Raw genomic sequence first — 13,761 nt, forward strand, 5'->3', positions numbered from 1 at the left:
ATATGGATGCATTTAACAATGAAGTTACTAAACATCTAATTGATTATATAAGAGAGTATTTAGAAGATGTAATTATAGATATGGAAGAAAATGAAGAAGAGCAAATTGATTCAAGTAAGGTATTTATCTCTTATTCATGGACTAATAAAGACATTGCTGATATGATAGATGAAGATTTTAAAGGATTAGGGATTGACTTAACCAGAGATGAAAGAGATCTAAAATATAAAGATAGTATCAAACAATTTATGCAACAAGTAGGGAAACATGACTATGTTATTATGATTATTAGTGACAGTTACTTAAAGTCAGAGAATTGTATGTATGAAGTAATGGAGGTCATGAGAAATCGAGAATATAAGAATAAGATACTTATGATTATATTAAAGGATGAAGATAAAAGATATTTTAAAGATTATGAAGAAAGAATTAAAAATGACCAAGAGTTTAGTAACTTAGCTATAGGAGCTGACATTTATTCTACAACAGGTAGAATAAGCTATATTGAATACTGGGAAAGAAAAGAAGAAGAACTAGAAAGCTCTATTGCTAGAATTAAAACTGAGATTAATAAAATTCAGCCATTAAATGAGTTGAAACGGATAAACAACATTACTAGAGATATTGGAGACTTTTTAACTGAATTAAGTGATTGGATGAGTATACCGTTAAAAGAGTTGAAAGAATCTGATTATAAGCCTTTGTTAGATGATATGAACATTTCTGAAGAGAAAATGGTGGTGAATAACACTGGTTTATAACAATAAAATGCCACAAAACATACAACACTTATTGATGGAAATAGGAGAAAATCTGCTTTATTTATACTATTTCTATTAACTAAACTATATCCAAATTGTAAGGTGTTTCAGAATTTAAGTGGTGTAGGGTATGATATTCTTTTTATTAACGGAAAGCAAGAAGTTAAAATAGAAGTTAAAACGAGATAAAGATTATATATGATTTCTAATGAAAATAAAAGAAAATAGCTAAATTTACTGTAACAAAAAATAAATTATTAAGAGACACTAATAAAATTTAGTGTCTTTTTGTTATAATCATTTGGAAATTGGCATAATTTGGAGGTATAATATAGATATTAACCTGAAGAGGAGGAGCATTAGTGTATTGTCATAGCTGTGGTGAGAAAATAGTTGATGAAGGGTATAAATTTTGCCCAAAGTGTGGGGCAAACTTGGTTAAAGGTATTTCTAAAAGTCAATCTATTAACACTGGTAATAATAGTGTTAATATTGGAGGAAATGGGGATAACCATCAGTATCACATTGATAATATAAATTATAATGTAGATAATCAACAGAACTATATTAAATATAATATGGATAAGATTAAAAAAATACCGTTAGATATTAAAAAAGCATCTATGTTTAGTGGATTTGTAGGACTAATAGGTTTTATTGGAAGCATAGCATCTGTTGTAAGCTTATTTAAAGACTTTACAGCATTAAGAAGTAATTCATGGATACCATATGTGACCTCATTGTCTATGTTATTAGGATTTGGATCGCTATATATATTAGGAACTCTTAAAAAACAAGGGTTTAAGGGAGTAAACACTTTTTTAGGTGATTTTTTATTTTTACTGGATAAAGAAGGAAAAGTTTCTTTAATTAAAGCGTATTCAGATTGTCCTGAATGTGATGGGAAAATTAATGTAATAAAACTAAAAAATAGTGAAAGGTATATTGGTGTTTGTAACAAAAATTCTGAACACGCTTTTAGTTTCGATTACACAAATTTTACAGGGAAACCAGTTGCTATACAGGAATTTGAATTTAAAATTTCTTGAAAATGAAGAAATAATATTTAAGCTTGGCATGAGTATTATAGGAGAGTGTAAATTAAAAAGAAATAGCAAGGAAGTAATTTACAGAGCTTTAATAGTTGTCGGGATTATACATTAGTATGACAATAAACAGTAGTGTTATACAATATATGGTGAAAAAATTATATTATATACTATATATTGACAAATACAATAGATAAGAATACAATCTAATTAGCATTTTATGGATATATATTATGGATAAAAATTCAGAAGAGGATAAGAACTACAAGGGGGAAACTGAAATGAAAAAGAACTTTGCACAAAGATGTGACGTTTTTAAGAAGAGAAGTGACATACTATACCAATTAGTTGATGATTTAAGTGAAAGAATTATTATATCTGATTTGACTAAAGCGTTAGGGGGCTCTATTCAAAAAGGGGATAATTTAATTTCAAATGCTAAATTTGAAGAAATACGAATAGAGGGTTCAACGTTCAATTTAATGAATAGGAGCAAAAGTATATATAAAGCTTATGTTTTGCATTTGGAGAAAGAATATAATTTTCCATACCTTGGATTTAAATATAAAGGGGAAATAGTATCTCCACACATAGAAGGTCAAGCGGATAAGTTAATAGAGAAATATAGTGAGGCGGAACTCGTTGAGATTGTAAATGAGATTGAAACTAGAATTGAAGCTATTAATAATGATATAGAGTATTTAAAAGCTAATACTGATTTGAATAACCATAAATTCTACTATAGGAATTATGATGGTCTATTTGATGGGAATGAAAAATATATAGATTTAAAATCAGTATTTAATGATTATGAATTATTGATAAATTCTAAATAACATAATGTGAACTGTCGTAATTATATACTTTAGCAAAAGATTAGTATAGTGTATAGGAGCGTGTAATCATTTATTGTAGCTTTATCAGATTCATTAACTGTTACAATTTTTGATTATTATTAATTTCTTAAATGTTTTGTTTAAGAGAAAGGGGATAACAGTTGCAAAGACAAATTGATGGTTATACATTTAAATGTGAGATGTCTAAGAATAGACATAGGGAATATAAAGTTACTTGTTTGGAAAATGGAATAACAAAAGAGAGTGGAATAAGTTTTGATGATGCAATAGGATTAATTAAAGGAATAATTGACTGTAATACATATCAGCTGTCACAGAAAAGTTCAGATATAGAATATGTTAGAAGCCTGTTTGAGGATAAGTTAATTGGCGAAAAGTTATCAAAACTTGATGATATAATTAAAGAAGAAATAGCTGGAAAGATAAAGGGCACGATTTATTCTATACCTCGTCAGAAGATGGCTATTGAACAGATATATAAGACTGATAATTTTGTTATCACGGCAAAATGTGAAAAAGGAAAAGCAAGAGGTGTTACATCAATTGATATTAGTGAGAAAAGCAAAATATATTGAAATCCTATGAAGTATACTAGGGGGATAAAAAATGAAAGAAATAAAAATACCAAAAGTCTTTGATGAGAAACTTAAAAGCGGTTATAAAGGAGATATTTTAGTTATATTTGATAAATACAAGAATTTTCTTTTAGAACAAATGCCTCTGTTTGCGGAGTATACGGATCATTCAAATGAACATATACAGTATGTGTTAGATACAGGAGAAAAATTAATCACCAAGGAATGTTGGAAGGTATTAACAAGTGAAGATATATTTGTATTGTTATTAGCTATTTTATTTCATGATTTAGGTATGCACATATCAATTGAAGGGTTTAAAACATTATTAAGATCAGGGAATATAATTGAGAGTTATGATACAAAATCTTGGAAAGAAGAATGGGAAAAATATATTAATGAGGTTAGCAAATATGATGAAGAAAAACAACGAAGATTTTTCAATCAATCATATATGAACATAAAGGACAAACAAGAATTTGAAACACTAGGGGAAAATGAGAAAGAACTAATAGGAGAATTTATTAGAAGGCAACATGGAAGACTAGCACATGAGATTGCTATATATGGATTTCCAGTAAGAGATGATAATTTCGAAAATTATAATGAAAAAAAATATATACATCTATATGATTTGGCTGGTTTTATAGCTAGAAGCCATTCTATGGACTTAAGGGAAACATACCCATATTTACAGGATAAATATTTCGATGTATGGAAGAGACCTTATAAAGTGCATGTGATGTTTTTAATGGTAGTATTAAGGGTATCAGATTATTTACATATAACTAATGATAGAGTAAATCCTTATAAATTCAAGCTGATTAAATTTAAGAATGAAATGTCTATTTTGGAATTTAAAAAACATCTATCTGTTTATGATATTCAACAAGTCATAGATAATCCAGAAAATTTATTTGTAACATGTAATCCGAATGAATTGAAAACTTATCTGAGCATGGAAAACTTAATTAATAGTATACAGAATGAACTGGATAATTCTTGGGCTGTCTTAGGAGAAGTCTATGGTATTAGTAAATTAGGGATTGCGATAAGACGAATTGATAGTAATATATTTAAAAAACAATGGCTAGACAAATCAACATATGTAACAGAAGATATTACTTTTAAGCTAGATTCTAGACTGAAAAATTTACTTATAGAACCATTATATGGAGATAATCCATCGTATGGAGTTCGAGAGTTAATTCAAAATGCAGTAGATGCTTGTAAATCAAGAAAAAATAGGAGTTCTAAGATTGATATTGAATTAGAAGGAGATTATTTAATTATAAAAGATAATGGAATAGGTATGGATATTGATATAATAAAAAACTATTTCTTGAGTATAGGGTCACCATTTGTAGAAAGTTCGCAATGGAAAGAAGTTAATAATGATAAAGATATAGTGAGAAATGGTAGGTTTGGGATTGGTATTTTGTCGAGTTTTTTATTAGGTGATAAGATAGAGGTAACAACTTATAAAAAAAGTGATAAAAGGAATAAAAATGAAAAATATGGCTATGTATTTAAAATTGTAAAAACCGTTAGTGAAATACCAATATATAAGAAAAAGTATGAGGAATTAGAAAATATTATAAGTGATGGTTCAGGAACACAAGTTAAAATTTTATTAAAAGAGGAAGTTAAAAAGAGTTTAATTAATAACAATATTATAATTGATCAATGGTATAAGATGTCTGATGTGGATTTTCAAATAAATATACAAAATTACAATGAAGATAGCAATAAAATAAATTTCGAAGAGGAAAATTGGAAGGAACTATATTGTAATGAATTTAATAAAGTTAGGTGGACGTATGATTATAAAATTGATCCTCTAAAGTGGAAAAGTGAAAAAAGTGAGGAGTATAGTTCTGTATTAAGCCCAAATTTGATTTGCAATGGAATAATAATACCTGAAAAATATGATTTGAATTTAGAAAATGTTTTTATAAAGAATTGGCCAATAATTCATATTGATGATATGAGTGGTAGTTTAGAATTAGATTTAAGTAGATTTAAGGTAACCAAACCTCTGCCATTTTTAAAAGAATTAGAAGAGCAGTTGTTGGAGGATTTTTTTCAGGAATTAAATGAAATGAAAGTTTTAAATACGAAAACTAATAGAATTACTTTAAAAGAAATTGTTACAAACAACTTCAAAACTCAAGAACTAATGTTTTTTAAAGACGGATACACATTATATAATGACTATATAATTGAAAAAATGAATCCTAAATGGGTTGTGGAAATATGGGATACTTCTCTCAATGTAGATTGGCTAGAAGAGAATGTAGCATACATTTTACATGGATATAGAAGCCATCCAAATTTAAAATATGAGCTTTATGAAAGAAAAATTAGAAATACAAACATATACATACCTTCATATAATTACAATGTTTATATGAATGATGGTAGTAGCTATTATAAGTTTAGAAATGACTATAAAGATAGAATAAAATATTCAAGTAAAGAAATGCAAATAAAAGATTATGCAGTTATAAAAACTTGTGAGAACTTATTGATGAAAGAAAAACTTGAGCTGTATAAAAATCAAATACCATTGATTATTGAAGAAAGTTTTTCTAATTTCAAAGCCAATACATGTAAAAGGGAAAAAGAAATTATTGATAAGTATATTAATAAAAATTATTTATATCCGTATAATAACTCAAAACAAGTTTTGAGTTCGATATCAGTAGTTGGTTAAAAGTAGTTGTTTATTTTAGAATATTACATAGGTGTATATGAAGCTTAGTCATATGGATAAGAAAGGAATTAATAATACAAAAGACACTTATTTCAAGTGTCTTTTTAAGTAAATTCAATATTTTTAGGCTACAAAAGAAATTTTATAATAAAGTGAAGATTGGCAAGCTTATTAATAAATAATTAATCAAGAAACCTCTATCCGCTTATATAAAGGGAGTGATGGGTTAGTTATTATCTAGGACCAATAAATCTATCACCGTTCATATGTATTATGTGTTCAGGCATATCGGCAATCCAGATTTCACTTTCACAAGCAATATAATCAGCATATTTTTTATAGGTTTTAATATCTAAAAAACAGCTCACATAGATAGAATGATTTGAGTAGAAAAGAAATTTTAGAATATACAAAAACGTATGTTCTGTATAATTAATTGACAGATTTGTTGGGAATTATTACAATTATATTAAAATCAAAATTAATATAAAAAAATGAGGGAGTTATATGAATTTAAATGATATTTTGAACCCATCCACTATAATAGGAGCTTTGTTAATAAGCATTATCGGAGGATTTATAGTGTTCTTTTTCACTAAAGATGATAACCAGTCTAAAAAGAATAGTATTAAAACGAAAGATAATCATGGATTTATTTTTCAGGATACTAAAATAGAGGGGGAATTTAATGTCAAGTCAAAAAATAAAGAATAGAGACAATTTTGGACTGATAGCTCAAAACTCAAATTTGGCATTTAATTCTTATAATTATGATTTAATGAATTCTATATCAGAATTATTAAGTGAAGGAAAAATAGATGAGGCTATAGATTTATTAAATAACTTAAGAAAATCGGTAGTAGGACACCATCCTTTATACCCTTATTATTCTACAGAAATTGAAAATAGAAATGGAAAGTTGGTATTTGTAAGTAAACCTAATTCAAGAGAAGCTATTGAAAAATATCCTCCACGATATGTAGGGAAGATAACTATACCAAAAAAATATAAACATTTTTCTTCTATAAATGAATTGATAACTTATTCATATAGAAATCAAGAAGATATAGAAATAAATGTTAAAGAGGTTGGAAGAGTTTTAGGTGATGTTGTTGATCCTTATCAAGAAGATATATTTAGTCCTGAAAATATTCAAAATATGAAATATAAAATAGAACATAAAGAGTTTCCTCCAGCAAGACCTTATAAAATTATATTCTCAAATAGTAAATTCACAATGGATTATGTATTGTTAAGGGTTATGAAAATTACTGATAAAGGTGAACTAATAATAAGTAATGCTGAGCAGGATACAAGATTATACTTTGAAATGAAAATGGATACTCAGAATAAGAAATGTAATTTCAATTTAGAAGTCAATGAAAAATATAAAAGAGATGTAACAGCTAATTTAATGTGTATATCTTTTATGACGAGTAAGAAGAAAGAAAATGAAATAAAAATTATTTCTCTAGAATATGGAGAAGAGCTTATAAACGGATTACTGGATAATCTTAGTTATAATTCTGATTTTGGAGATGTAGAAAAGGAAAAAAAGTTTCTTGAAAATTTGAAAACAATAGAAGATTTTTATGATATGAAAATCGAAATACCTGATGAGGTATTTAATTATGATATGAACAATGCAGAAATTCTAGCAGAGGGAATAAAGAATAAAAAAGTTAGTGGAAAATTTACTAGATGTAAAATAGAATTTAAGATTAACAAGAAATTTAAAGAGGATACGATTAAACTATGTAATAATAATGAAGCTTTTTCATTAACTTATGAAATGATAGATGTAAGTATTAGTATATTTGGACAAGCATTTGAAATTGGTAAAGTAATAAGACGATTTGGTAAAGTGAAAATAGCAGATAGTAAAAAAGTAATGAAAAAATTAGAAGTGCTAGAAATAGGAGATAAGATAAGTATTCGATATGCACCAGCAGATAAAGAAGTAGGTGAATGTATTGATGAGCTATGCTTTGATTTAAAAAACATAGAGGAAGATATTGAATAGGGTGAAAATATGGAAAAATGGATTACAATATTAATTATCGTATGTATTTGTGTCATTGGTATTATAAAGATAATATTAGAGCATAGAAGACTATCAAGCAAAAGAGATTTTTCAATTGAATTTACTAATAAATATAGAGAATTTTGTGATGAATTATTTGAAAAGAATATAGATGGAGAGTTGTATCAATGGCTTAGAATGAAATCAGCTAAAATGCAAAATATGATGGGACGATATGGTGTTACAAGTATGTTTCAGCCACCATTTTCAACTATAATGTATCAAAACTATCCAATAATATATAATGGTTTATCAGAAATTATGAAGGAGTATTCGTTATCACGAAATTTATTTAGCAGAAGCTTCTCTTTTGATGATAATTTGGGGCAGTTAATTAGAATGATAGATGATAGCTTAGTAACATATATTGGGGTTTTAGAAAACTCTGAAGAAAATATGAATTCCAAAATAAAGAATCCGATAGTATGGCTTAGGGAAGGTATAAGATTTTTGGTAGTATTACCTATATCTTTCGTGTATTGGTCTGGACTGATAAAATATCATACATATAATAGGTTATCAGATAATTTCTTTGTAAAGATAATTGCTATGTTTATAACATTGATTGGGTTGATTAGTTCTGTAATTACTATTATATTAGGGTATGAACCTTTGATTGATATTTACATTAAAATCAAAGATATTTTTTAGTTGTAAAGGAATGGATATATAGGAATTGATAAAATCAAAGGGGGGTAGTGAAATGAGGATTGTTAAAATGTCTGGGGATGTATTTGGATTTGATAGTATTGAGGCTTGTAAAGCATACTTTGAAAATGTCTTACCTTGGCAAAGGGGGAATTTTTATTTTGTAGGAGAAAGAAATAAAATAGCTAAAGATAAATTAAATACAGGGGAAAATGTAGTGTTTTCATTTAATGGCTGTTTAATAGCAATAGCAAAAGCTAAAAGTTTAATTATTGATGAAGATGATAAGGCTAGTGGAATTAAAATAGATATGGAAACGCTAAAGATGTTTAAAATAACAATTTCTACATTAGAACTAGAAGAAGAATTAAGAAATAGTGGATTTAACGATTCTATCTATGCAAGTCAAGGTTGGAACATTTTAGAAGGAGAAATTGAAAGGAAAACAGTGGAATTTTTGAAAAATAAAGAATGGGAAATATATTAACATTAGTATTTAAGGATGATGAGAATAATGGCAATAAAAGAACAACAAGCTTTCGATGGAAAATCAGCAGAACATATGGTTATCACAGAACTTTTAAAAAGAAATTATGTCCCTTTTATTCCAGTTTTGGATAGAGGAATAGACCTTTTGGTAAAGTCAAAAACAGAAGAAAAATATTATGAAATACAGGTGAAATCCAATAATTCTCCAATAGAAAAAAATCAGAAATGGTTTATATTTAGTGGAGAGCTTCAAGTAAGAAAAAATCTAATATATGCTCTTGTAGATATGATAAATAATGAGATTTGGATAGTTCCTTCAGAGATAGTGAAAAAATATGGGAATCAATGCAAAACACAATTTGATTTACACTTGAAGCAACGAAAAAGAGGAGATGAAAAAAGAAGAGGCGAACATTTAGAACCTTATAAAAATAACTGGAATATATTAAGATGATATAAACATATTAATGATTCTTATGTTCAGAAGTGGAGGTAATTGAATGAAATATGATAATATACTAATTCCTTTTGTAAGAAAAAACAATCAATATATAGATACTCAATTTGGCTTTATAATTCAGCCTATGCATGGATATAAAATAGGGATTAATGCAGGATATATTATAATGAGTAGTGATCCTTCTCTAAAGGCAAATATCTTTTTTAGATTCTTTAAAGTAGGTGGGGATAAGGATTTTTATGAATATAGAGGACAAGTCATATCCATACAAGATTTGAAGAATATTTCTTATGAAAACTTTAATTTGGTAAATAATCTTGTTTTTTCAACGATTAATCAGTTTTATAATCCACAATGTTGTATTAGTAGCACCCAATATAATTACTTGATTGAAGTGATAGAGTATATTGATGCTATAAGCTTTAACTGTGGTTTTGATAATAGGTCAATAACAAAAGATTATGAGACACAGGTGGGTTATGAAGGGAAAGTAGCTATTAATACTTTCACTGAAGGTAGAGGAAAAAGTATTGATGAAATTGTTAGAATGTTAAAAAATGAATATGGATTATCTAAAATGACAAGGAATATTTATAAGTTTTTTTTAAGTAATAAAGGACTTAATTATTTGATAAGTAGGATAATAGGAAAAAAAGAAACCGATATCTTTGCTACTGCTAATGGAGGGCGTGGCTATAGCAATAACACAACATATTTATTTAATTCAATTTATAATCAGAGTGAGATAGAGGAACTCAGGCGTCTATGTGGTGGTTTGAGATGATTTTGACTTTTGAAGGGGGAAAATATTCATGGCAAGAGTTTATATAATAAATACAAATTTTAACAATAATACAATTTGTGAAAATGATATGATATCGAATAAAAAATGTTCGGCTTATTGTGATCCTTGGAAATATTATATTGATGAAATTGAACCGAATGATATAGTTTTTTTATATAAAAGTGGAGAAGGAATAATAGCTAGAGGAGTTGCTACTGGAATAGTTGAAAAGGCAGACTATGATGGAGTAGAAAATGATGAGCATTATATGCATTTAGATAGATTTCAGGTTTTAGGCAAACCACTGGAGCCTTCGAAGATAACTGAACTAATAGGACATAAAATTCATTATAGACAAACAGTTATATCTGTGGCTTATAGATTTGGTATAAATGTATGGCAATACATAACAAAGAATAATATTTGAATTTAAAGACTTAAAAGCTAATTAGGGATGCTCAACAGAGAGCATCTTTTCTTATATTAATGATTTAAAAACTTGTGGACTCACAAAATTTGTATTAATATGGTATATATTAGGCAATGAAAGAATCGAGTATTTTAATAAGATAGTAATAACGAAGGGAAGACAATGATGAAAAACAAAAATAAGTTACCCCCAAATATACAACATTTACTTATGGAAATAGGGGAAAAGTCTGTATTGTTTAGATTGTTTCTTTTAACAAAGGAGTTCCCTGATTGTAAGGTATTTCAAAATCTAAGTGGAGCAGGATATGATATTTTGTTTTTAAATGGAAATAAAGAAGTAAAAGTAGAAGTAAAAACAAGACAAAGATTGTATACCACTTCAAATGAAAAACAGAAGAGAACAGTTCAGTTTACTGTAACAAAGAATGAATATGATAATTGTGATTATGTTATAGCTTATTGGTATGAAAAAAATTATTATTTTATTGTTCCAAAAAAAGATTTGAGAGAAACATCTAGTAATGGAAAGGCACTTTATAAATTTGTAGTCAGAGAACTAGCAAATGGAGAAATAGACGATAACAGTTATAAATACCTAGATGAATGGGAACAACTCATAGTTTAATTTTTACATAAGGATTATAATAATTTAAAGGGTGTTTTATAGAGAAGAGGGGGATGGAAAGTGATAGGTTATGATAAATATGAAGAGCTAATTAATGACGAAAATAATACAATTATATTGGATGCTAATATATTTCTGGAACTATATAGGTTATCAACAAATTCCAGTAAAGATATATTAAACTTACTTTGTGAAATAGAACATAAGGTATGGATACCTAAACAAGTATATGAAGAGTATTATAATAATAAAGATGTAGAAAAAAGAAAGCAACATAATAAATACAAGAATATAAAAATTGAATTAAATGTTCCTATACAAAAATTGGAAAGTGATATAAAGAAAAAATTTTATAGATATAGGAAATTTCATTTTCCTAATGTAAGCAATTTAGAAAATGACTATAAAAATAAAGTAGATGAACTTAGAAATATGATTACAGAGTATATGAATACATTGGATGATGAAGTAAAAGACAATAATAAACTTTTAAAAGAGGACAAAGTAGAAGAATATATTGAAATGATAAAAGATAATGATAAAGTTGGAAAAGGGTTTGATATTGTAGATAAAATTAAAATAGTTAAAGAAGGGGAAACAAGATATAAGTATCATATACCACCAGGATACGAAGATGCAAAAGAAAAAAGCGGATTGAGGGCATTTGGAGATTTATTTGTATGGAAAGAAATAATAAGATATTCAAGTAGTAATAATGGAGAGATAATATTTATAACAAATGATGAAAAGCCTGATTGGTGGGAAATAGAGAATGACAAATTAATTGGACCTAGAAAAGAATTGATTGAGGAATTTAAAAGATATAATAACAACAAAAATATTCATTTTTTAACATTAAGAGATTTTTACTCCTCGACTTCTAAATATTATAATGTGCTTTCGTATATAACAGAACTAGAATTAAATGCTGAAAGATATGTTGAGGAACATCTTATAAAGGAAGTAGATGAAGAAATAACAGATACAATAGCATATCATGAATATAATTATGAGAGTTACATTGATTATTCCTGCAATGATTCTGATGTTTCGTATGTAGATTATGAAGTAAAAGATGTAGATTTTGAAGTTATTGAAAAAGAAGCAGTGTATTATGTGACATTAGAAGGCATAGTAAATGTTTCACTTTCCCATAAAGATGAAGAAGATGATGAATATGATATGGGAAGTATTGAATTAAAAGTATTAATAGAGCTTGACATTAGAAAGACAATTGATGTAGAAAAAATGGAGTTGGAAGAAGATACTAGAGTTACGGTAGATTCATTTCAAGTGATAGATTATGAATATAAAGATCCATTTGAAGAAGAAGCAGAAGCTAGGGAATTAGCAGAAGCAGATATGATGGATGCATTAGAGGAGTATTATAGGCACTAAATAAAATTGAAAAACTGAGTTTATCATCTTACTATTTAAAAGGGTGAACTTGTATTTGTATAAATATTAGATAAAAATTTTGATCTTATTGGATGATATTTTTAGGTAGAGAAAAGGACTCTTGATTTAGAGTCCTTTTGATACTAGAGAATCTATTGCAGACGAATATAAATATTACGTGAGGAGTGATAAATTGAAGTGGATTGGGACAAATGCAGATATTTATAAAATTGATAATGGTAAAATCATCAAAATAGAAAATAGTAACGACTTAGGTATTTTATTGAAGTTGTATGCTGAGAAATTTCAATTATCGGCATATAAACTTACTGAGTATTTACTTAAATCAGCTAGCATAAGTAAATTGGATAATTACTTTTTCGCCGTTGCTTATTTGTTTAGACACAGTATCGAGTTGATTTTAAAAGCAATTGCATTTAAATATATTACCAATATAGAAGACAGAAGTGAGTTTCTTAAAAGAACAAAGCATAATTTACACAATTTATTACTTGAAATAAGGCCATATATTGAATCAGATATTAGAGTAGATGAAGATTCATTTTGCTGGTTATTAGAGCTATTCGGTGACATTAATGATATTGATAGAGAATCGGACTCATTTAGGTATCCATTTGGAATTTCAACTAAAAAGGATTGGCTTGGTAATAAAATATATTCAATACATCCCGTTTTTACAGAACAAACACATATAGATTTAGTTAAGTTTGGAAATAAGATGATTATAGCATACAAAATATTGGATTCGCTATATAAGGATACTTATGGTGAATATAAGAGGGATGAAGAACTAAAACCAATTTTTCTTGAAGAAGGCGGAAGTTATTATGGGCAAAGTGTTGTTGGATATAAGTATAATTTTA

General features: G+C 27.2%; 16 protein-coding genes. 15 read left to right on the top strand and 1 reads right to left on the bottom strand.

Features of this window, described 5'->3' with window-relative positions; all coding sequences use genetic code 11:
• Positions 1-2 precede the first annotated feature (2 nt).
• From N4A57_RS08020 to N4A57_RS08040, 5 genes are all read left to right on the top strand, one after another.
• A complete protein-coding gene (locus tag N4A57_RS08020; RefSeq protein ID WP_293657404.1) occupies positions 3-761 on the top strand; it encodes a toll/interleukin-1 receptor domain-containing protein in 759 nt (252 codons plus the stop codon).
• 362 nt (positions 762-1,123) lie between these two features.
• Positions 1,124-1,810 (top strand): zinc ribbon domain-containing protein, encoded by a 687-nt coding sequence (locus N4A57_RS08025; RefSeq protein WP_293657405.1) that lies wholly within the window; start codon positions 1,124-1,126, stop codon positions 1,808-1,810.
• A gap of 281 nt (positions 1,811-2,091) precedes the next feature.
• Positions 2,092-2,646, top strand: coding sequence for a hypothetical protein (locus N4A57_RS08030; protein ID WP_293657406.1), 555 nt, complete (start codon positions 2,092-2,094; stop codon positions 2,644-2,646).
• 161 nt (positions 2,647-2,807) lie between these two features.
• Positions 2,808-3,242, top strand: coding sequence for a hypothetical protein (locus N4A57_RS08035; protein WP_293657407.1), 435 nt, complete (start codon positions 2,808-2,810; stop codon positions 3,240-3,242).
• A gap of 31 nt (positions 3,243-3,273) precedes the next feature.
• Positions 3,274-5,958 (top strand): HD domain-containing protein, encoded by a 2,685-nt coding sequence (locus N4A57_RS08040; RefSeq protein WP_293657408.1) that lies wholly within the window; start codon positions 3,274-3,276, stop codon positions 5,956-5,958.
• Between the two features lie 233 nt (positions 5,959-6,191).
• Here the strand turns inward: N4A57_RS08040 and N4A57_RS08045 are convergent, their stop codons facing one another.
• Complete coding sequence (locus N4A57_RS08045; protein ID WP_293657409.1) at positions 6,192-6,371, bottom strand: BsuBI/PstI family type II restriction endonuclease; 180 nt, start codon at positions 6,369-6,371, stop codon at positions 6,192-6,194.
• A gap of 94 nt (positions 6,372-6,465) precedes the next feature.
• Here N4A57_RS08045 and N4A57_RS08050 point away from each other — a divergent pair, with 94 nt between their 5' ends.
• The 10 genes from N4A57_RS08050 to N4A57_RS08095 all read left to right on the top strand — a co-directional run.
• On the top strand, positions 6,466-6,672 hold the full coding sequence (locus tag N4A57_RS08050; RefSeq protein ID WP_293657410.1) for a hypothetical protein: 207 nt from the start codon (positions 6,466-6,468) through the stop codon (positions 6,670-6,672).
• Complete coding sequence (locus N4A57_RS08055; RefSeq protein WP_293657411.1) at positions 6,647-7,981, top strand: abortive infection system toxin AbiGii family protein; 1,335 nt, start codon at positions 6,647-6,649, stop codon at positions 7,979-7,981. Before N4A57_RS08050 ends, N4A57_RS08055 begins: the two co-directional genes overlap by 26 nt.
• A 9-nt stretch (positions 7,982-7,990) precedes the next feature.
• A complete protein-coding gene (locus N4A57_RS08060; RefSeq protein ID WP_293657412.1) occupies positions 7,991-8,692 on the top strand; it encodes a hypothetical protein in 702 nt (233 codons plus the stop codon).
• 52 nt (positions 8,693-8,744) lie between these two features.
• Positions 8,745-9,176, top strand: coding sequence for a hypothetical protein (locus N4A57_RS08065; protein ID WP_293657413.1), 432 nt, complete (start codon positions 8,745-8,747; stop codon positions 9,174-9,176).
• Between the two features lie 27 nt (positions 9,177-9,203).
• Positions 9,204-9,632, top strand: a complete 429-nt coding sequence (locus N4A57_RS08070; RefSeq protein ID WP_293657414.1) for a hypothetical protein — start codon at positions 9,204-9,206, stop codon at positions 9,630-9,632.
• Between the two features lie 46 nt (positions 9,633-9,678).
• Positions 9,679-10,422 carry a hypothetical protein gene (locus N4A57_RS08075; protein ID WP_293657415.1) on the top strand — a complete coding sequence of 248 codons (744 nt, stop codon included), beginning with the start codon at positions 9,679-9,681 and terminating at the stop codon, positions 10,420-10,422.
• Between the two features lie 28 nt (positions 10,423-10,450).
• A complete protein-coding gene (locus N4A57_RS08080; RefSeq protein WP_293657417.1) occupies positions 10,451-10,849 on the top strand; it encodes a hypothetical protein in 399 nt (132 codons plus the stop codon).
• Positions 10,850-11,017: 168 nt separating this feature from the next.
• The gene (locus tag N4A57_RS08085; RefSeq protein ID WP_293657418.1) at positions 11,018-11,479 is read left to right on the top strand and encodes a hypothetical protein; all 462 of its coding nucleotides are present in this window, start codon (positions 11,018-11,020) and stop codon (positions 11,477-11,479) included.
• Between the two features lie 60 nt (positions 11,480-11,539).
• On the top strand, positions 11,540-12,877 hold the full coding sequence (locus N4A57_RS08090; protein ID WP_293657419.1) for a PIN domain-containing protein: 1,338 nt from the start codon (positions 11,540-11,542) through the stop codon (positions 12,875-12,877).
• Positions 12,878-13,070: 193 nt separating this feature from the next.
• The coding region (locus tag N4A57_RS08095; protein WP_442863857.1) for a hypothetical protein at positions 13,071-13,761 on the top strand (691 nt) is incomplete at its 3' end.

The organism is Anaeromicrobium sp., from assembly GCF_025210435.1.
Taxonomy (GTDB): domain Bacteria; phylum Bacillota; class Clostridia; order Peptostreptococcales; family Thermotaleaceae; genus Anaeromicrobium.

Bases quoted from the DNA above. Each gene is read 5' to 3' on its own strand.
- N4A57_RS08020 (WP_293657404.1), top strand. From the start codon at position 3: ATGGATGCATTTAACAATGAAGTTACTAAACATCTAATTGATTATATA.
- N4A57_RS08030 (WP_293657406.1), top strand. From the start codon at position 2,092: ATGAAAAAGAACTTTGCACAAAGATGTGACGTTTTTAAGAAGAGAAGT.
- N4A57_RS08040 (WP_293657408.1), top strand. From the start codon at position 3,274: ATGAAAGAAATAAAAATACCAAAAGTCTTTGATGAGAAACTTAAAAGC.
- N4A57_RS08050 (WP_293657410.1), top strand. From the start codon at position 6,466: ATGAATTTAAATGATATTTTGAACCCATCCACTATAATAGGAGCTTTG.
- N4A57_RS08055 (WP_293657411.1), top strand. From the start codon at position 6,647: ATGTCAAGTCAAAAAATAAAGAATAGAGACAATTTTGGACTGATAGCT.
- N4A57_RS08060 (WP_293657412.1), top strand. From the start codon at position 7,991: ATGGAAAAATGGATTACAATATTAATTATCGTATGTATTTGTGTCATT.
- N4A57_RS08065 (WP_293657413.1), top strand. From the start codon at position 8,745: ATGAGGATTGTTAAAATGTCTGGGGATGTATTTGGATTTGATAGTATT.
- N4A57_RS08070 (WP_293657414.1), top strand. From the start codon at position 9,204: ATGGCAATAAAAGAACAACAAGCTTTCGATGGAAAATCAGCAGAACAT.
- N4A57_RS08075 (WP_293657415.1), top strand. From the start codon at position 9,679: ATGAAATATGATAATATACTAATTCCTTTTGTAAGAAAAAACAATCAA.
- N4A57_RS08080 (WP_293657417.1), top strand. From the start codon at position 10,451: ATGGCAAGAGTTTATATAATAAATACAAATTTTAACAATAATACAATT.
- N4A57_RS08085 (WP_293657418.1), top strand. From the start codon at position 11,018: ATGAAAAACAAAAATAAGTTACCCCCAAATATACAACATTTACTTATG.